Here is an 18,847-nt window from a genome sequence, read left to right as displayed (position 1 = left end):
CGAGGATCCGAACGGGCTAGTGGTGACGAATCGTTGTCTTGACGTCTTCCTCATTTCACTTGTTCGGGGGAGTATGCCTCGACCGATCTTGCGAAAAAGGGGACTCAGCGTGACCACATCCCGACGTGCTGCCCGGAGGCGGGCCCTGACCGTGGCCGTCGCCTCGGGCCTGGTCGTGAGCGGCATGACCGCTCCGGCCGCGCTCGCCGCGCCCAGCGCCGACGCCGTGATCGCCGAGGTCTACGGCGGTGGCGGCAACTCGGGCGCCACGCTGACCAACGACTTCGTCGAACTCGCGAACCGCGGCGCGGCCGCTGTGAGCCTCGACGGCTTCAGCGTCCAGTACGCGCCCGCGTCGGGGAACAGCTGGCAGGTCACGCCGCTGACCGGCAGCGTCGCGCCGGGCGCGCGGTACCTCATCGCGCAGGCGAAGGGCTCGGGCGGCACGGTCGCGCTGCCGACGCCGGACGCCACCGGTTCGCTGGCCCTGTCCGCGACCGCCGGCACCATCGCGCTCGTCCAGGGCACCACGGCCCTGACCTGCAAGACGGCCGCCGACTGCGCCGCCGACAGCCGCATCAAGGATCTGGTGGGCTTCGGTTCCACCGCCGTCATCCGTGAGGGTGCCGCGGCGCCCGCGCCGTCCAACACCGCGTCCGTCGCCAGGGGGACGACGCTCGCGGACACCGACGACAACGCCGCCGACTTCACCTCCGGCGCGCCCACGCCGACCAACGGCAAGGGTGAGACGCCGGGCGAGACCGGCCCGCCGCCGGTCGACGTCAAGATCCATGACATCCAGGGCACCACGCGGATCTCGCCGCTCAAGGACCGGAAGGTCGCCGGGGTCACCGGCGTCGTCACCGCGATCCGGAGCTTCGGCTCGGCGCGCGGGTTCTGGATCACCGACCCCGCGCCCGACGCCGACCCGCGCACCAGCGAGGGGCTGTTCGTCTTCACCGGCTCGACCACGCCCGCCGTGGCCGTCGGTGACGCGGTGACCGCCACCGGCACCGTCCGCGAGTTCTACCCGGACGCGCCCGCGAGCTCGCCGTACCAGTCGCTCACCGAGCTGACGAGTGCACAGTGGACGGTCGGCTCCAACGGGAACGCCTTGCCCGCACCGACCGTCGTCACGCCGGACACGGTCCCGGACACCGTCGCCCCCGCGCCGGGCGGCAGCATCGAGCCGTTGCCGCTGGAGCCCGCGAAGTACTCGCTGGACTTCTGGGAGACGCACGAGAGCGAGATCGTCAGCGTCTCGGACGCCCGCGTCGTCGGCCCGACGTCGTCGTTCAACGAACTTTACGTCACCACCAAGCCGAAGCAGAACCCGAGCGTCCGCGGTGGCGCGGTGTACCTGGACTACGACCGGCTCAACACCGGCGTGCTCAAGGTCGCGTCGCTGATCCCGTTCGCCCAGCAGCCGTTCCCGAAGGTCAACACCGGTGACGTGCTCACCGGCGAGACGTCCGGCCCGGTCGAGTACAGCAACTTCGGCGGCTACACGCTGTTCGCGACGAAGCTCGGCGCCGCCAAGGACAACGGCTTGCAGCGCGAGAGCACCCGCGCGCAGCGCAGTGGTGAGCTCTCCGTGGCGACCTACAACGTCGAGAATCTGTCTGCTTTGGACAGTGACGAGAAGTTCGGCGAGCTGGCGAAGGCCATCGCCACCAACCTGGCGAAGCCGGACATCCTGAACTTGGAAGAGATCCAGGACAACAACGGGCCGACGAACAACGGCACCGTCGCCGCGGACCAGACGCTGAAGAAGTTCACCGACGCGATCGTCGCCGCCGGCGGCCCACGCTACGAATGGCGTCAGATCGACCCGGAGAACGGCAAGGACGGCGGCCAGCCCGGCGGGAACATCCGTGTCGGCTTCCTGTTCAATCCCGCTCGGGTGTCCTTTGTGGACCGACCCGGCGGCGACGCGACCACCCCGGTCGGCGTGGTGAAGGAGCGCGGCAAGACCCATCTGACCGTCTCGCCCGGCCGCGTCGAGCCCGGGAACGAGGCGTGGGAAGCCAGCCGGAAACCGCTGGTCGGCGAGTTCGTCTTCCACGGGCGCACCGTGTTCGTCATCGCGAACCACTTCAACTCCAAGGGCGGCGACCAGCCGACGCACGGCCGCAACCAGCCACCGGTCCGGAGTTCCGAGGTGCAGCGGGCCAAGCAGGCGACCCTGCTCCGAGGCTTCGTCGACAAGCTGCTCGCTTCGGACAAGAACGCGAACATCGTCGTCGCCGGTGACCTGAACGACTACCCGTTCTCGCCCGCCGTGAAGACGCTGACCGCCGGTGGCGCGCTGAAGGATCTCATCGCGTCGCTGCCCGAAAACGAGCGGTACAGCTACGTTTTCGAGGGCCAGTCGCAGGTGCTCGACCACATCCTGGCGTCGAACGCGCCGCGCGGTCTCGACTACGACGTCGTGCACCTGAACGCCGAGTTCGCGAAGCAGGCGAGCGACCACGACCCGCAGGTGCTGCGGTTCCGGCCGAGCGCGGGCAACCCGGTCCAGGACGCGTTCTGGGACCTGGCCGACTACCTGGAGAAGATCTTCGGACGCCCCTGACCCGCAATTAGTCCTCTGGATGCGGTACTTGCACGCGCAAGTACCGCATCCAGAGGACGAAACGCGGGTGGGGTCAGGAGCGTTTGGCGCGCCACCCGAGGGAAAGGACGGCCTGGACGAGTTCCTGGTAGCTCGGCTTGACCTCTTCCAGGTACTTCTCCAGGTACCCGGCCCGCGCGGTCGGCACCGGTCGCGGTTCCTCGTCCTCCGGCAGCCACGAGAGGCCTTCGACGTTGTGCTGCGCCATCTTCCACCAGCGCGTGCACCGGTCGACGGCGCGCTGCTCGCGTTCGGCGGCGTCCGCGACGGCCTGGTGCGCCTCGGCGAGCCGGGCCTCCAGTTCGTCCGCGCGGCCGATCTCCCAGTTCCGGAGGTTCTCCGCCGAAGCGCGCGCGAGGCCGACGATCTCCTTGTACCGCATGGCCGCGGTGATGCCGTCATCCATCGAGAAGCCCTTCCGGACGCTGGAACGGGATGATCACCTCAGGGGCACCGTGCGTGGTGCGGTCGAAGAACAGCGCGCGGCCCGGCCGCGGTGACCAGTGCACCACCTGCCCGGCGGCGAACGGCGACAGTTCGTTGCCCTGGACGTCCAACGCCGCCCAGGATCCGATGTCGTCGGTGCCCGCGAAACCGAGCGTGTCCTTCAGCCGGGCGATGCTGCGCCACCAGCCGATGGTGTGGACTCCGTGCGTCGGGCCCTGCTTCAGCAGCACCCGCAACTGATCCAGACCGCTCTTGAGCTGTCCGGGCGCCTTCGCCTCCAGGGCGGGGATCGACGCGTCGACGCCGTACAGCAGCAGTACCCACGCTTTGTCCAAAGAGGACAGATTCTCCGCGATATCGATTACCCGGGCGGGAAGATCGTCGACCAGGGTCGCCTGGTGCCCCTCCGCGCGCAGGCGCTCGGCCAGTTCGGCCACGGCGGGGACGGACGCCTCGATGGGGCACGAGAGCACGAACTCCACCGTCTCGCGGTGATACTGGCGGGCCAGCGAACGCGCGGCGGAGTCCATGATGGACAGTGCCTCCGCCGTGGCCGCGCCGAGGACGGCGACGTTCCGCCCTGGTGCCTTCGGCAGTTCGACCCCGCAGGCGGCCTCGTCGACGTCGATGGACTGGCCGAGCAGCGCCCGCGGCTTGTCCGTCGGCTTCAGATCGGTGAACGCCGGGAACTGTTCCAGCACCGGGGAATGCGCGCCGTCGAACAACCGGGGCCGCTTGAACGACTCCGAGTACTGCTCCCAGAGCCGGTGCTGCAGCTTGTTGAAGACGTCCTTGCTGCTCGCGTCCGGGACGTGCGCGAGCTGGTTCCCGTGCGCCACACCGGAATCGTGGTTGATCACCGCGTGCCACTTCGGCGCGGAGACGGCCGCGTTGTTGGTCTCGGACAACACCCGCCGCGCCTTCGGCATGGCGATCCGCAGCGTGCACTGCTCGAACACCGCAGGTTTGCCCCAGAAGGCCTCGATCCCGGCCACGTCCTGGCTCGCCAGGACCAGATGGATGCCTTGCGACCGGCCTCGCCGCGCGATGTCCTCCAGCAGCTGCGTCGCGGTCGCCGTCACGCCGTCGCGGCCGGCGAACAGGTACTGGAATTCGTCGATCACCGCGACGATCCGCGGCCAGTGCCCGCCGGGGTCCTGCTCGCGCAGATCCGCGAGATTGGTGACCTCGTGCAGTTTCGCGGCGGCCGACCGGCGGCGCAGCTCGTCGGCGAGGTACCGCAGCAGCGCCAGGCCGAATTCGCGGTCGGTGTTGACGTTGACCCCGATGAGCTTGGCGTGCGGCAGCCAGCTGGCGTCCCGCCGCCCCGGCGCGAGCCCGGCGAACGACACGCCTTCCTTGAAGTCCAGCAGGTACAGCGCGAGTTCGTCCGGCGAGTACCGCGCCGCGAGGCTGCCGAGCAGCGAATACAGGAAGTTCGTCTTCCCCGAACCGCTCGGCCCGCCGATGAGCACGTGCGGGCTGGCGTCGCCGATGACGACCTCCACCGCCTCGCCCTCGAAGAACCCGACCGGCGCCCGCAACTCCCGCGCCGAGCTCTCCTTGCCCAGTTCCGTCGGCAGGAGGTCGGCGAACGCGCGCGGCCCGCCCTGTTTGGCGATCAGCGCCTCGGCGATCCGCCCGGCGGCGCGGATGACCTGCCCGGACGGCATCGGCGGATCGAGGTCGACCATCAGGTCGGGGCCGGTCATGCTGCTCGTCGCGTGCCGTTCGTCGTGCAGGCTCAGCGATTCGACCGACGTCGACAGCATGGTCGGCACGTCGATCAGGATCAAGCAGATCCCCGCCGCCAGCGCCCCGGTGGCGACCCGTTTCAGTTCGCGGGCGCGCTCCGGTTCGAGGGTTTCGCCGTTGCCGTAGAGCACCGCGACACGGAACGGTTCGACGCGCTGGCCGCTCGCCCGCCGGATCTCCCGCAGCGACGTGTGCCCCGCCTGCATCCCGGTCGCGTGGATGCGGCGGATGTGCCCGGCCAGTTCGTCGAGGAGGTCCTCGAGCCGTCCTGGGTCGTACAGAGTGAGCGCGCTGGTGCGGCTCAGCGGATACAGGTCGGGGAGGATCGCGGTCAGCTGCCCGACGTCCCACAGATGGATGCGCACCGCGCCGGGTTCGAACGTGCTCAGGATCCGCATCAGCAGGTTCTGCACGATGCCGTCCACCGCGGCCCTGGTCTTCGGCGCCGACGTGATGGACAGATGCGACTCGTCGAGCAAGGGGACCGCGACGTCGAAGGTGCGCGGGACGTCCTGGCCCGGCACGGTCGCCGAGCCGACGCGCCACAGCCCGGGCGCGGTGATGCCGGGATTCCCGCCGACGCGGCCGAGCCAGTTCCCCGGCTGCTGGCTCGCGGGCCCCGGCGCGTTGTTCGCGACGAGTTCGCGCAACGCGTTCGGGCCCGCTTCCCAGTCGGCGTAGAACTGGCCGCGCACGCTGCCCAGCAGGCCGAACACCTCGTTCGCGGCGGGATGCCGCGACCATTCGGTGTACTGCTCCGAGGTGGAGTTGTTCATCCCCACCCGGACGATGTGCTGCTCCAGCTGCAGTTTGGCCAGTTCCGCCTCGGCGGCCTGACGGGCGCCGGCGGCGGCGCCGAGGACGAGCCCGATCTGGTGCCGGACCCGCTCGAGCGCCGTGGCGACGCGATTGCGCTGTTCACTCGCTTTGCTGCCCATACCGGCTCGCCGATCTCAGAGGCGGGATTGGTAACCGCTGACCAGGTCGTCAGCGGCGGAAAGGCGCGTCAGGAGGTTTTCCATTCCCTCGTCGGCCTGCGCCAGCTGCGGCGGAACCCATGGCACGGCTTGGGCCTGGGGTTCCACGATGGCGCGTCTGGACTCTTCGAGCAGGCTCCTGGCCCGCTCGGCATGGGCGCGTCCGTCGGCGAGGCCGGTTTGGACGGCCGTCAGCAGCTGGTGCAGTTCCTCGAGGTACATGTCAGAGACGGGTCGAGTACGACTCGGCCGACGAGATGCCCGCCTGGATGGTGCTCTGCATGCCGGTGATGCCTTGTAGGGCTTCCGCGAGAAGCCCGTGTGCCTGGCTCACCTCGTGCTGGGTGCTGCCCTGAGTGGCCTGGGAAAGCGAAAGCTGGGCTTCTTCGAGAGACTGCGCTGCCTGCTGAAGTGCGGCGATGCTCGCGGATGCCTTCTCGTTCGCGAGCGCGATACCAGCGCGGATCTCTTCGACTCCGGCCATTTTGGCGGACTCCTTGGGACGTCGGGGGCTGGAACGACCACTATTAAACTTAGCGTGATCAACTGACTCTGTTAAGTGAAGGTCCTGCTAAGTAATCAACAAGGCCCCGGACGTCGGAACGTCCGGGGCCTTGCTGACGGCGGAGGATACAGGATTCGAACCTGCGAGGGCGTGAACCCAACACGCTTTCCAAGCGTGCGCCTTAGGCCGCTCGGCCAATCCTCCGTGGGGAACGATACCGGATGCCGTTTCGCCCCCTCGAAGGCGGGTCTGACCTGCGTTTGCGGCTTCGGCGACTCAGGCGGCCGCGGGGGCGAGGACGTCGGCCACGACGCAGGTGATGTTGTCCGGTCCGCCGCCTTCGTTGGCCAGGTCGATCAGCCTCGGGACGGTCTCGGCGGGATCTTGGAAGGCGCCGAGGACGTCCTTGATAACGGTTTCGACAACCGTTGCCGTTAACCCGTCCGAGCACAGCAGGAGACGGTCGCCGGGGACGGCGTCGAAGGTCCAGATGTCCGCTTCGCCGCTGCCGGTGCTCAGGAGTGCCTTCATCAACAGCGAGCCGCGGGGGTGTCCTTCGACCTCTGACGGGTCGATGCGGCCGTCGTCGGCGAGGGCTTGGGCGAGCGTGTGGTCGCGGGTGAAGCGCTGAAGCGTCCCGCCGCGGAGGAGGTAGCCCTTCGAGTCGCCGATGTGGGCGGCCGTGAAATGCGAGCCGTCGAACAGCAGGGCGGTCAGCGTGGTGCCCATGCCCCGCGTCTCGGGCTCCTGCTCGGCCGTCGCGGCGAGCCGGTCGTCGATGGTGCGAAGGCCGCCGGTGAGCACCTCGACCAGGTCGACGTCCGCGAGGTCGAAGCCGCGGAGGTCCGTGTCGAGCCGGGACAGGACGCCGACCGCCGCGGCGCTGGCCACTTCGCCGTGCGGCTGCCCGCCGATGCCGTCGGCGACCGCCAGCATCCTGGCGCTGGCGTAGACCGAGTCCTGGTTGACCTGGCGGCGCCGTCCGACGTCCGAGCCGGCGGCGTACCGAAGGGTGTACCTCATGGGCCCCAGTAAAGCAGCTGTGTACTGAGTTCACAAACAAAGGGTTGGAATAGCCAGCTGTCGGTTACGATGCGGCGATGGAGGAGCAAGCCACCGTCACCGCGGCGGACATCGCGCGCATCGCCGGCGTCGGCCGCGCCGCCGTCAGCAACTGGCGTCGACGTTACGGCGATTTTCCGCCGCCCGTCGGCGGGACGGCGTCGAGCCCCCTCTTTTCCCTGTTCGCCGTCGAAAGCTGGCTGCGTGAGCGGGGAAAACCGGTCGAGATCTCGCTCGGCGACCGGGTCTGGCAGCGGCTGCGGAACCTCGGCGACGACCTGGCGCTCGGCGACCGCGTCGGCCGGGTGGGGTCGTATCTCTCGCGTCGAGGCGTGTGGAGCTTCTCGCCGCGCTACGACGACGCGGAACTGCTCGGACTGCTGGACCGCTTCGCCGAGGAGCGAGGAGCCCGCGAGGCCTACGAGTTCCTGTGCGAACGCTACGTCGAGGCGCACTCGCGCCAGCTGTCCGTCACGCCGGAACCGGTGGCGGCGTTGATGTCCCGGCTCATCGGCCCCGAACCCGGTGTCGTGCTCGATCCCGCGTGCGGGCTCGGGACGCTGCTGCTGGCCTCCGGCGGGACCCGGCTGCTCGGCCAGGTCGACGATCCGGCGACCTCGTGCATCGCCGCGCATCGGCTCCTGCTCGCGGGGGCGGACATGGAGATGTACGGCGCGGACGCCCTGTCGATGGACTCCTACGAAGGGGTTCTCGCGGACGCTGTCGTCTGCGATCCGCCTTTCAACGAAAGGGAATGGGGGTACGACGAACTCATCGGCGACCCGCGCTGGGTGTACGGCCAGCCGCCGCGCGGCGAACCGGAACTGGCCTGGGTGCAGCACTGTCTCGCGCATGTGAAACCCGGCGGGCTCGTCGCGATCCGCATGCCCCCCGCCGCGGCCGGCCGTCGCACGGGGCGGAGGATTCGCGGGAACCTGTTGCGTGCCGGTGCTTTGCGCGCCGTGGTCACGGTCGGCGGCGCCGATCTCTGGTTGCTGCGGCGGCCGGAATCCGGGGAACGACCGCCGTCCCGGCTTCTCCTGACGACTGACCCGTCCACTGTGGAGGGATATCTGCGCGGTGCCGACGTACCTGGCACGGCCCGGATCATCGATCTGCTCGACGAGGAGATCGACCTTTCCCCGGTTCGCCATCAGGCGCGCGGTGAACACGCGGGCGAAGCCTTCCTTGAAGTCCTCAAGCGTTTCGAGGGTGTTCGGCCGGAACCTCCATCGCTGGTCGTGTCCGACGAGAAGCCCTCGTACGTCACGATCGGGGAGCTGCTGAAGTCCGGGGTGCTCACCGTGCCGGAATCGGTGGAAGAAGGCGACGTCGTCGCGTCGCCCGCCGTGCCCGCGTATGTCCACAATGGAGAGACGTTCACAGCTGAGCCGACGATGTCGAAGTACCGCACCGATCCCGAACGGCTCGACGCCGCGTTCCTCGCCGGCTGTCTGCGCGCGGCCGGGCAGATCGCGCCGACCTCCTCGACCAGGATCGACCTCAAACGCACCCGGATCCCGCGCCTGCCGATCGAGACGCAACGTGCGCACGGGGCGGCGTTCACCCGGCTCGCCGCCTTCGAGGACGCCCTGCGCGAGGCGGCGGAATCGGGCCTGGAGCTGGTGAGGCTAGGCTTGGCGGGGCTCACCGAAGGACAGCTCAAGCCGGAGAACTAGTGCTTATCGCCGATCGCTACGAACTCGACGAGCTGCCGCTCGGGCGGGGTGGGATGGGCGCGGTGTACGCGGGCCACGACCGGCATCTCGGCCGCCGTGTGGCGGTGAAGTTCCTCGGGCTCCCCGGCGGGCCGGACGCCGAACTCGAACAGCGTTTCATCCGCGAGGCGCGGATCCTCGCCACCCTGGAACACGCGGGCGCGCCGACGCTGTACGACTTCGGCACCTATGACGAGCGGTTGTACCAGGTCATGCAGTTCATCGAGGGCGTGACCGTCGCCGACCTCGCCGCCGAACACGGGCCGCTGCCGGTGCCGTGGGCGGCCGCGATCGCCGCGCAGGCCTGTGCCGTGCTTTCCGCCGCGCACGCGCTGTCCATCTGCCACCGCGATCTCAAACCCACCAACCTGATGCTGTGCCCCGACGGCAGCGTGAAGGTGCTCGACTTCGGGCTCGCGATGCTGCGCGAAACCGACGTCGCCCAGTTCACCCGCGCCGGGCAGATCCTCGGCACCCCCGCGTACATGGCGCCCGAGCAGATCCAGCGCGGGATCGCCGGGCCGCGTAGCGATCTGTACGCGCTGGGCTGCGTCCTGCACGAAATGCTGACCGGCAGGCAGCTGTTCACCGGCCCGACGGCGTACGCGGTGTTCGAGAAGCAGGTGAAGGAGAGTCCGGCCGAAGTGGACGGTGTCCCGGGTGGACTGAACGTGCTGCTCGCGGATCTGCTGGAAAAGGACCCGGAACGGCGGCCCCGTGACGCGGACGAACTGTTCGGACGGCTGGCCGTGTTCGCGCGGGACCTGCCGCCGCTGCCCGGATATCTGGACGAGGGCGCCAACCCGGGCCGGATGTACGCGAGGGTCGTCGGCCGCGTGCCCTGAGCTGAAAGGGACTTTCCTCGCATGCGATGCGGGGAAAGCTCCCTTCGCCGCATCGGATGAGGTGAAGGGCCCCTTCAGCCCCTGAGACGCGATCGTGACCTGCCGATCAACAACCCCGACCGGGTGAGCTCCGTCTTTACCCATGTCAGACGGACTACGGACAAACGGGGGTAAGGGTCGTGAAGAAGTTCCTGGTGGGGGTGACCGCACTGGCCACCGCGCTGGTGCTGACCGCGTGTTCGGGCAACGCCGGCGGCAGCGCGCCCGGTGGCGGAGCCGTCGCGCAGGGCGACCCGGCGGGCGGGCCCACGACCACGTCGGCGCCGTCTTCGACCCCGGCCACGTCGTCCCAGACGCCGACGCCGAGCAGCAGCAGTTCCACGCCGAAGCCGACGTCTTCAAAGCCCAAGCCGAAGCCCACGCCGAAACCGGCGCCCAAGCCCGCCGCGAACGCCGCCGACGTGCCCTGCAAGGCCGCGCTGGCCTCGCCGGGCGTGAGCGCCTGCGTGGACCTCTCCGCGCTCAAGACGTGGCTCCTGCAGGACGGCAAGGTCATCTACGGGCCGGTCAAGCAACTGCCCGGCAAGAAGGGGCACGCCACGCCGACCGGCGTGTTCCACGTTTCGGCCAAGGTCAAGAACTACCACTCGAAGGCCTTCGACGCGCCGATGCCGAACTCGGTGTTCTTCCTGCCGGGTATCGCGTTCCACACCGGCAGCCTCTCGGTGTACTCGCACGGCTGCATCCACCTGTCGGCGGCGGCTTCGCAGAAGTACTTCACGACCTTGCAGAACGGCGATGTGGTGCAGGTCGTGGCCTGATCCGCCTCGGGACCGCTGTCGTCCCGTCACGCCCCAGTACATGAAGGCCCCCTTCCTTGCGCCAGGCGCAAGGAAGGGGGCCTTCATGTACTGGGGAAGGTGTGAAGGTCGAGTTTCCTCGGCTGAGCCGAGGGATGGGGTCCTTCACGCGCGGCGCTTGTGACCGTTGTGGCTGCTGGTGTATGTGGGGCGAGTGTGGCGAGCTGCGAGTCCGTGAAGGTCTCCTTGAGGGACCCAGAGTCCCTCAAGGAGGCCTTCACGGACCTGACCCGCGATCAAGCCGCACCCGAATCGCCTTGCGCCATCGTTCTCCTGCGGATCATTGCGGTTCGGTTGCTTTGAGATAAATGAAAGCTCCCGGTCGCAATGACCTCCCCGCTCCCGGCGACGTGCCCAGGACACGCCGGAAATGGGGAAGTGCCGATGATCTGGAGCCGGGTACTCGTCGCACTGTCGGTTTCCATCCTGCTTCTCCCGGGATGGGTGGGCGCTCCGGAAGCGACCGGAGCGCCCACTCTGCCGTCCGGCTTCGTCCTGCGCGACCAGCCGAGCGGGCAGGCCGCCTTCGATCTGACCGATTTCGCTTATCTGCCGGACGGTTCCGTGCTGAGCATCGGAAAGAGCGGCAAGGTCGCCTGGGTGCCGGTCTCCGGTGCGGCCAGGACGATCGCGAACCTTCCCGTCCACGACGGCGGCGACCTCGGACTGGTCGGTCTCGCCATCGCGCCGGATTACGCCACGTCGCACCGGATCTATCTCGCGTGGTCGTTCGACACGGCCGGCGGCGCGTTCACCATGCGGGTGGCGCGCTGGACGGTGACCGGCACGGACGTTCCCACCGGTCTCGCGAACGAACGGGTGCTCGTCGATCTTCCCGGGTTCTACGACGTCCACGGCATCACGGGGCTCGTCACGGCGCCCGACGGCACGTTGTGGATCTCCATCGGCGACGCCGCCGACTTCACCAGGATGGATCCGGGCGCGTTGCGCTCGCTCGACCTCGATCAGCTCTACGGCAAGATCCTGCACGTCACCTCGGACGGCGCCGGCGTTCCCGGCAATCCGTACTACTCCGCCGCGGCCCCGGATGCCAATCGCTCCAAGGTCTTCTCCAGTGGCTACCGCAGTCCCTTCCGGTTCTCCCTCGACCCGCGGCTCGGCCTGCCGGTCGTGGGCGACGTCGGCTGGAACACCTGGGAAGAGGTGGACGTCGTGCGGCCGGGGGCGAACCACGCCTGGCCCTGCTGGGAAGGAAACGCCCCCACGCCGGGGTATTCCGGGCTGGCGGGCTGTGCCGGAGTGGTCAACACGCCGCCGATCACCGCGTACCACCACGGTTCCGGCGTCGACGAAGGCAACAGCGTCACCGCCGGGATCGTCTACAGTGGATCGTCCTATCCGGACGAATACAAAGGCGCCTTCTTCTTCGGTGATTACGTCACGCAGAAGATCTGGACGATGACCTACGACAGCCAGGGCAGGCTCGTGCGCGCGCCGGAGCGGCCGCCGAAGTTCACCGGAGTCGGCGGTCCGGTCAAGTTCGCGGCCGCGGCCAACGGCGACATCGTGTACGCCGACATCCACACCGGCAACCTGCGGCGCCTCAGCTATCCGGGGACGAACGCGGAACCGGTCGCGGTCGCCACTTCCGAAACGAACCCCGAAACCCGCACGGTCACCTTCGACGGCGGCGGTTCCTACGACTTCGACGGCGATCCGCTGACCTACCACTGGGATTTCGGTGACGGCACGAGCCAGACCGGCGTCCGCGTGACCCACGCCTACGGCACCGGGCTCACGAGAGCGACGGCGCGGCTCACCGTCACGGACCGGCTCGGCGCGTCCGGCGGTACGGACGTCGTCGTGGTGCCGGGAAACCATTCGCCGCGACCGGTGATGACGGACCCCGGCGCCCGGACGTTCGCGGTCGGGGAACCGGTCGCCGTCGAGGCGACGGCGACCGACGCGGAGGACGGCGTGCTGCCGGTGTCGTGGACCACCCTCATCCGGCACTGCCCGGAGGAAGCGACCTGCCACGCGCATCCCGGCTCGCCGGGCGGCGGACCGGCGTTCACCGTGCCCTTCACCGACCACCAGGACTCCCGCGTCGAGATCACCGCGTCGGTGACCGACAGTGCGGGGGTGACGGCGAGCAAGACGTACGTCGCCATGCCGCGTGAGCACCGGCTGACGCTGACCGCCAACGTGGCGGCGGCGTTGAGCATCCCGGCCGAGGGCGGGGTCAGCACCGCGATGGTGACCGAAGGCGCGACGTTCGAGGTCGTGGCGGAGGAGATCGCCGCGGACGGCGTCTCGACGTTCTCGAACTGGTCCGACGGGCGGGCGTCGCGCACGGTGACCGTGACCGTTCCGGCGAACGACCTGACCCTGATCGCGAACTACCTCACCCCGATCGACAAGCGCTACCAGGCGGAACCCGCGCTGCGGCAACGACTCGGCGCACCCGTCGGGCCCGAGGTCGCCGACGGGACCGTGCGCTACCGGCCGTACGCGAACGGCAGGCTCTACTGGAGCGCCGAGACCGGCGTGAAGCAGATCGAGGGCGAGATCCTCAAGAAGTACCTCGCGCTGGGCGGGCACCGGAAGTTCGGGCCGCCCGCGACCGACGAGACCGCCACCCCGGACGGCGTCGGCCGCTACAACCACTTCCCGAACCGGCCCGGAACCATGCAGTCGTCGATCTACTGGACGCCGTCGACCGGCGCGCATCCGGTGTACGGGCGGATCCGGGTCAAATGGGCGGCGCTGGGCTGGGAGGCGGGCCCGCTCGGCTACCCCACGACCGACGAGCTCCCGACCCCCGACGGGGCAGGCCGGTTCAACCACTTCAGCAAGAAGGCGTCCATCTACTACACGGTGCAGACCGACGCGCACGCGATCTGGGGCCGCATCCGGGTCCGGTGGGAGGCGCTCGGCTGGGAGACCGGCCCGCTCGGCTACCCCACCACGGACGAGTCCGCCACTCCGGACGGCGTCGGCCGCTACAACCACTTCACCAAGGCGGGCTCGATCTACTGGACGATGGCCACCGATGCGCACGCGGTCTACGGTGCGATCCGGCAGCGGTGGGCCGCGCTCGGCTGGGAGCGGTCGTACCTGCGCTACCCGGCGACGGACGAGTTCGGCATCCCCATCGGACGGCAGAGCAGCTTCCAGAGCGGCTACATCACCTGGAACCGGACCACGGGGCAGGTGATCGACCGACGGTGGTGATCACAGTTCGATAAAGGCACTCGAAAGTGTGAAATGTCCACCTAGGCCCCTTCGATGAGACGTTCGACTGGGGAAAGGGGCCCTTGCATGCCTTCGAGATTCCGTGCGCTCTGTCACGCCCTCGTGACGTTGCTGATAGTGACCTTGCTGGTGCCGCTGACGTCCACATCGGCGTCCGCGGCGCCGGTGCTTCCGCCCGGCTTCGTCCTGCGTGACCAGCAGAGCGGGCAGGCTCCGTACGACCTGACCGACTTCGCCTACCTGCCCGACGGCTCGATGCTGACCACCGGGAAGCAGGGCAACGTCGCCTGGGTGTCCACCACCGGGCAGACCCAGAGCATCGCCACCCTGCCGGTGCGCAGCACAGGCGACCTGGGGCTCGTCGGAATCGCGATCGCGCCCGACTACGCCACCTCCCGCACGATCTACACGGCACGCGCGGTCGACGTCGCCGGCGGCGGGATCGCGCTGCGCGCTTCGCGCTGGACGGTCACCGGTACCGCCCAGCCGACCGGGCTGACCGCCGAGAAGGTGCTCATCGAGGGCGCCGCCAACACCGACATCCACGGCATCACCGGCGTCGTGGCCGCCCCCGACGGCACGGTATGGGTCTCGACCGGCGATAGCTCCCGGTTCCAGGGCGCGGCCGACCCGTTCGCGCTCAACGTGTACGACCTCGACAAGATCTTCGGCAAGATCTTCCACATCACCGCGGACGGTGCGGGCGTTCCCGACAACCCGTACTACACCGCGGCCAACCCGAACTCCTTGCGCTCCAAGGTCTTCGCGAGCGGCTTCCGCAGCCCGTTCCGGTTCAGCCTCGACGCCAGCACCGGTCTGCCGGTGGTCGGCGACGTCGGCTGGGGCACCTGGGAAGAGATCAACTTCGTCCAGAAGGGCGCGAATCTCGGCTGGCCCTGCTTCGAGGGCAACCAGCCCGCGGACGGTTTCTCCGCGATGCCGCAGTGCGCTTCGGCCGTGAACACCCCGCCGATGCTGGCGATCAGCCACGGGCAGGGCGTCGACAACGGCAACAGCATCACCGCCGGGATCGTCTACAATGGAGAGTCGTACCCGGAGGAATACCGGGGCGCGTACTTCTTCGGCGACTACGCCACCCAGAAGCTCTGGACGGCCAAGTACGACACGCAGGGCCGCGTCGTCCGCCCGCAGGAGACGCCGCCGAAGTTCACCGGCATCGGTGGCCCGGTCAAGTTCCTGGCCGCGTCCAACGGCGACATCGTCTACGCCGACATCTACAGCGGTCTGCTGCGGCGGCTCAGCTACACCACCGGGAACAAGGCGCCCGTCGCGGTCGCCACTTCCGAAACGAATCCCGAAACCCGCACGGTCACGTTCGACGGCAGCGGTTCCTACGACTTCGACGGCGACCAGCTGACCTACGAGTGGGACTTCGGTGACGGCACCACCGGCGCCGGCGCGAAGATCAGCCACGCCTACCCGGCGGGCACCGAGAAGTTCACCGCCAAGCTGACGGTGAAGGACGGCCTGCAGGCGTCCGGGAGCACGGACATCGCCGTGGCGCCCGGGAACCACTCGCCGAAGCTGGCCATGACCGACCCCGGCGAGCGGCTGTTCGCCGTCGGCGAGGAGGTCAAGGTAGGCGCGACCGTGACCGACACCGAGGACGGCGCGCTCCCGGTCACCTGGACCACCCTGGTCCGGCACTGCCCCGAGAACGCGGTCTGCCACGCGCATCCGGACCACAGCGGCACCGGACCCGAGTTCGCCATGCCGTTCACCGATCACACGGACTCCAACCTGGAGTTCACCGCGACGGCGACCGACAGCGCGGGCGTCAAGGTCTCGAAGACCTACATCGCGAAGCCTCGCGAGCACCGGCTCACGCTGACCAGCAACGTCGCCGCGGCACTGGGCATCACGCCGGAAGGCGGGGCCTCGTCGGCGATGGTGGTCGAAGGCGCGAAGGTGGAGATCCAGGCGGCCGAGGTCGCTTCGGACGGCGCGTCGACCTTCACCGGCTGGTCGAACGGTGCCACCGGGCGGCTGACCGAGATCACCATGGGCACCACGGATCTGACGATCACGGCGAACTACATCACCCCGATCGACAAGCGCTACCGCGACGAACCCGCGCTGGCGCAACGACTCGGCGCGCCGACCGCGCCCGAGGCCGTCGACGGCACGGTCCGCTTCCGCACCTACGAGCGCGGGCGGCTGTACTGGTCGAAGGACACGGGCGTGAAGCAGATCGAGGGCGAGATCCTCAAGAAGTACCTCGCCGCCGGCGGACACGTGAAGTTCGGGCCGCCCGCGACCGACGAACAGTCCACTCCGGACGGTGTCGGCCGGTACAACCACTTCCCGGTCTGGCCCGGCGTCCTGCAGACGTCGATCTACTACACCGTGAACACCGGGGCGCACCCGATCTACGGCAGGATCCGGCAGAAGTGGGCTTCGCTCGACTGGGAGCGGGGACCGCTGGGCTACCCGAGCACCGATGAGGCGGGTACTCCGGACGGGCTCGGCCGGTACAACCACTTCAGCAACGCCGCGTCGATCTACTACACGGTCCAGACGGACGCGCGGGCGATCTACGGCCGGATCCGTGTCCGGTGGGCGGCGCTCGGCTGGGAATCCGGTCCCATGGGCTATCCGACGATGGACGAGGCGGCGACGCCGGACGGTGTCGGCCGGTACACCCACTTCACCAAGGCCGGTTCCATCTACTGGTCGATGGCGACCGACGCGCACGGCGTATGGGGCGAGATCCGCAAACGCTGGGCCGCGCTCGGCTGGGAGCGTTCGTACCTGCGCTACCCGACCACCGACGAGATGGTCGTCACCGGCGGACGGCAGAACAACTTCCAGGGCGGCTACGTGTTCTGGAACGCTTCCAACGGAACCGTGACCGACGGCCGCTGGTAACCGGTCAAGTACATGAAGGCCCCCTTCCTTGCACCAGGCGCAAGGAAGGGGGCCTTCATGTACTTCAGCGCAGGAGGTCCGTCGGTGACGTGCCCGTCGACGTCAGCGGCAGGCCGAGCGCGACGCGTTCGGTGAGCCAGGCGCTCGGCCGGTAGCGCTGGTCGCCCGTGCTCGCGACGAGACCGCGTAGCACTCGCAGCACGAGATCCGCGCCCGCTTCGTCGCCCCAGGTCAGCGGCCCACGCGGGTAGCCGAGGCCGAGGCGGACGGCGGTGTCGATGTCCTCCGGCGTCGCGAGGCGTTGCCCGGCGATGAAACAGGCGGTGTTGACGATCGACGCGAGCAGCCGCTGCGCGATCGGAGCGGGGCCGTCGCGGACCACGGTCACCGGCAGTCCGGTCGCGGCGAGCGCGCCCCAAGCGGTGCGGCCGGCGGCCGGGTCGAGCGCGGGGTGGACCGAGAGTGTCAGACGTTTCCCGTAGCCGCCGAGGGGATCGACGCCGACGACCCGTTCCGGCGGGAGACCCGCCGCGAGCGCGGTGTCCACAGTGGACGACCCGATCGGGCTGACGATCAGGACCGTGTCCGGGTAGGCGGAGTGCACGACTTGGATACCCGCTGCCGAGAGCAGCGTGCCGAGGCGTTCGTCGTCGACCCATACCGGAGTGCTCGGGGCCTCCGGCGCGGCCGGTTCCGGCTCGACCTGTTGTTGCCCGTCGACATAGCTGTAGAAGCCTTCACCGTTCTTGCGGCCGAAGAGCCCGGCGGCGACGCGGGGACGCGTCAGCCACGACGGCCGCAACCGCGGTTCGCCGTGGAAGCCGCTCCAGATGCTTTCGAGCACGGCGTGCGAGACGTCGAGACCGGTGAGGTCGAGCAGTTCGAACGGGCCGAGTTTCAGGCCGAGCACGTCACGGGCGACACGGTCCACTTCGGCCGGGCTCGCGATCCCTTCGGAGAGGATCTGCAGCGCCTCGGTACCGAGCCCGCGGCCGGCATGGTTGACCAGGAAACCCGGTGCGTCGCGGGCGAGGACCGGTTCGTGTCCCCAGCCGCGGACGAGTTCGGTCATGGCGGGCGGCAGCCACGCGGCGGTCCGCGCGCCGGGCACGACCTCGACCAGCCGCATCAGCGGGACCGGGTTGAAGAAGTGGAGGCCGAGCAACCGGCCGGGATCGGTCAGCGCGGCACCGATCTCGGTGACCGAGAGCGAGCTGGTGTTGGTGGCGAACACGGTGTCCGGGCCGCACACGCGTTCCAGCTCGGCGAACAGCGCGCGTTTGATCTCCAGATCCTCGCGGACCGCTTCGACGACGAGGTCGACTCCGTCGGCGGGAGCAAGCGGGCCCTCGGCCGCGATCAGCCTGCCCTTCGCCGACTCGGCTGCCTCCTCGGTGATCTTGCCCTTCGAGGCGAGCTTGCCCAGCATCGCGCCGACGTGGTCGATGGCCTCGCCGACCGCCTCGGGCCGGGCGTCGGCGAGCTCGACCTCGAGCCCCGCCGTCACGGCGAGCTGGACGATGCCCCGGCCCATCACCCCGGTTCCGATGACCCGGATCCTGCCGACCTGCTCCGCCCACTTCTCCACCGCGAGCCGCCTTTCCGTCGATGTAGTCCCGTCGTGACGCTAGCCGCCACGCCGGTATCTCGCCCGGACGGGTGATCCGTGCGCCACTCGGCGTAAGGCCACCGAGCCGCCGAGGTCTCCTCCGCGAAAACCGAGTGTTCCGCGCACCACCCCCGAAGGGAAACCTCCCATGGCCACCGTCCCCGCCGCCGCAGCCGTCCGGACCACGCCGTTGCTCCTCGTCGCCGTTCTCTTCGGCGCGGTCGCCGCGTTCCTGGCGAGCCAGGCGTTGTGGTCGCTCACCGCCCTGGCCGTCGTGGTCGCCGCCGCCGTCCTCGCGGGCGGGGTCTGGCTGTCCGGACGGAAGCCCGCGACCGAACTCTAAGATCGCC

At 69.2% G+C, this 18,847-nt stretch carries 13 protein-coding genes and 1 tRNA gene; 7 read left to right on the top strand and 7 right to left on the bottom strand.

Annotation, left to right across the window (positions count from 1 at the left end; all coding sequences use genetic code 11):
- The first annotated feature begins 184 nt into the window (after window positions 1–184).
- On the top strand, window positions 185–2,575 hold the full coding sequence (locus AMK34_RS14650; protein ID WP_241832804.1) for an endonuclease/exonuclease/phosphatase family protein: 2,391 nt from the start codon (window positions 185–187) through the stop codon (window positions 2,573–2,575).
- A gap of 73 nt (window positions 2,576–2,648) precedes the next feature.
- Here AMK34_RS14650 and AMK34_RS14645 read toward each other — a convergent pair whose 3' ends face one another.
- The 6 genes from AMK34_RS14645 to AMK34_RS14620 form a co-directional block, all read right to left on the bottom strand.
- Complete coding sequence (locus AMK34_RS14645) at window positions 2,649–3,020, bottom strand: hypothetical protein (protein WP_037334861.1); 372 nt, start codon at window positions 3,018–3,020, stop codon at window positions 2,649–2,651.
- A complete protein-coding gene (locus AMK34_RS14640; protein WP_073845749.1) occupies window positions 3,013–5,754 on the bottom strand; it encodes an FtsK/SpoIIIE domain-containing protein in 2,742 nt (913 codons plus the stop codon). The genes AMK34_RS14645 and AMK34_RS14640 overlap by 8 nt, the downstream gene beginning before the upstream one ends.
- Window positions 5,755–5,769: 15 nt before the next feature.
- Entirely contained in the window at window positions 5,770–6,015 is a 246-nt protein-coding gene (locus tag AMK34_RS14635) for a hypothetical protein (protein ID WP_016337967.1), read from the bottom strand.
- Between the two features lies 1 nt (window position 6,016).
- Window positions 6,017–6,277, bottom strand: coding sequence for a hypothetical protein (locus AMK34_RS14630; RefSeq protein WP_005167132.1), 261 nt, complete (start codon window positions 6,275–6,277; stop codon window positions 6,017–6,019).
- 140 nt (window positions 6,278–6,417) lie between these two features.
- A tRNA-Ser gene (locus tag AMK34_RS14625) sits at window positions 6,418–6,502 on the bottom strand.
- A gap of 72 nt (window positions 6,503–6,574) precedes the next feature.
- Window positions 6,575–7,321: a PP2C family protein-serine/threonine phosphatase gene (locus AMK34_RS14620; RefSeq protein ID WP_083649865.1), complete on the bottom strand. Its 747-nt coding sequence runs from the start codon at window positions 7,319–7,321 to the stop codon at window positions 6,575–6,577.
- Window positions 7,322–7,398: 77 nt separating this feature from the next.
- On the opposite strand from AMK34_RS14620, the gene AMK34_RS14615 reads away from it, so the two are divergent.
- From AMK34_RS14615 to AMK34_RS14595, 5 genes are all read left to right on the top strand, one after another.
- Window positions 7,399–9,039, top strand: a complete 1,641-nt coding sequence (locus tag AMK34_RS14615) for an N-6 DNA methylase (protein ID WP_073845747.1) — start codon at window positions 7,399–7,401, stop codon at window positions 9,037–9,039.
- Complete coding sequence (locus AMK34_RS14610; RefSeq protein WP_038521243.1) at window positions 9,039–9,923, top strand: serine/threonine-protein kinase; 885 nt, start codon at window positions 9,039–9,041, stop codon at window positions 9,921–9,923. Before AMK34_RS14615 ends, AMK34_RS14610 begins: the two co-directional genes overlap by 1 nt.
- Before the next feature lie 179 nt (window positions 9,924–10,102).
- The gene (locus AMK34_RS14605; RefSeq protein ID WP_073845746.1) at window positions 10,103–10,744 is read left to right on the top strand and encodes a L,D-transpeptidase; all 642 of its coding nucleotides are present in this window, start codon (window positions 10,103–10,105) and stop codon (window positions 10,742–10,744) included.
- Window positions 10,745–11,167: 423 nt separating this feature from the next.
- Window positions 11,168–13,978, top strand: coding sequence for a PQQ-dependent sugar dehydrogenase (locus tag AMK34_RS14600; protein ID WP_073846294.1), 2,811 nt, complete (start codon window positions 11,168–11,170; stop codon window positions 13,976–13,978).
- Between the two features lie 87 nt (window positions 13,979–14,065).
- A complete protein-coding gene (locus AMK34_RS14595) occupies window positions 14,066–16,888 on the top strand; it encodes a PQQ-dependent sugar dehydrogenase (RefSeq protein WP_073845745.1) in 2,823 nt (940 codons plus the stop codon).
- Between the two features lie 64 nt (window positions 16,889–16,952).
- Here the strand turns inward: AMK34_RS14595 and AMK34_RS14590 are convergent, their stop codons facing one another.
- Entirely contained in the window at window positions 16,953–18,476 is a 1,524-nt protein-coding gene (locus tag AMK34_RS14590; protein WP_073845744.1) for a 3-hydroxyacyl-CoA dehydrogenase, read from the bottom strand.
- A gap of 169 nt (window positions 18,477–18,645) precedes the next feature.
- Here AMK34_RS14590 and AMK34_RS14585 point away from each other — a divergent pair, with 169 nt between their 5' ends.
- Window positions 18,646–18,840: a hypothetical protein gene (locus AMK34_RS14585; protein WP_038521226.1), complete on the top strand. Its 195-nt coding sequence runs from the start codon at window positions 18,646–18,648 to the stop codon at window positions 18,838–18,840.
- Window positions 18,841–18,847: the final 7 nt, after the last annotated feature.

Origin of the sequence: Amycolatopsis sp. CB00013 (genome assembly GCF_001905755.1) — a bacterium.
In the GTDB taxonomy this organism is placed as follows: Bacteria; Actinomycetota; Actinomycetes; order Mycobacteriales; family Pseudonocardiaceae; genus Amycolatopsis; species Amycolatopsis japonica.
This window is presented reverse-complemented; position numbering and strand designations above follow the sequence as displayed.

Coding starts and splice junctions, on each gene's coding strand:
- AMK34_RS14650 (WP_241832804.1), top strand. CDS start 185: ATGACCGCTCCGGCCGCGCTCGCCGCGCCCAGCGCCGACGCCGTGATC.
- AMK34_RS14585 (WP_038521226.1), top strand. CDS start 18,646: ATGGCCACCGTCCCCGCCGCCGCAGCCGTCCGGACCACGCCGTTGCTC.
- AMK34_RS14595 (WP_073845745.1), top strand. CDS start 14,066: ATGCCTTCGAGATTCCGTGCGCTCTGTCACGCCCTCGTGACGTTGCTG.
- AMK34_RS14635 (WP_016337967.1), bottom strand. CDS start 6,015: ATGTACCTCGAGGAACTGCACCAGCTGCTGACGGCCGTCCAAACCGGC.
- AMK34_RS14600 (WP_073846294.1), top strand. CDS start 11,168: ATGATCTGGAGCCGGGTACTCGTCGCACTGTCGGTTTCCATCCTGCTT.
- AMK34_RS14645 (WP_037334861.1), bottom strand. CDS start 3,020: ATGGATGACGGCATCACCGCGGCCATGCGGTACAAGGAGATCGTCGGC.
- AMK34_RS14640 (WP_073845749.1), bottom strand. CDS start 5,754: ATGGGCAGCAAAGCGAGTGAACAGCGCAATCGCGTCGCCACGGCGCTC.
- AMK34_RS14615 (WP_073845747.1), top strand. CDS start 7,399: ATGGAGGAGCAAGCCACCGTCACCGCGGCGGACATCGCGCGCATCGCC.
- AMK34_RS14620 (WP_083649865.1), bottom strand. CDS start 7,321: ATGAGGTACACCCTTCGGTACGCCGCCGGCTCGGACGTCGGACGGCGC.
- AMK34_RS14630 (WP_005167132.1), bottom strand. CDS start 6,277: ATGGCCGGAGTCGAAGAGATCCGCGCTGGTATCGCGCTCGCGAACGAG.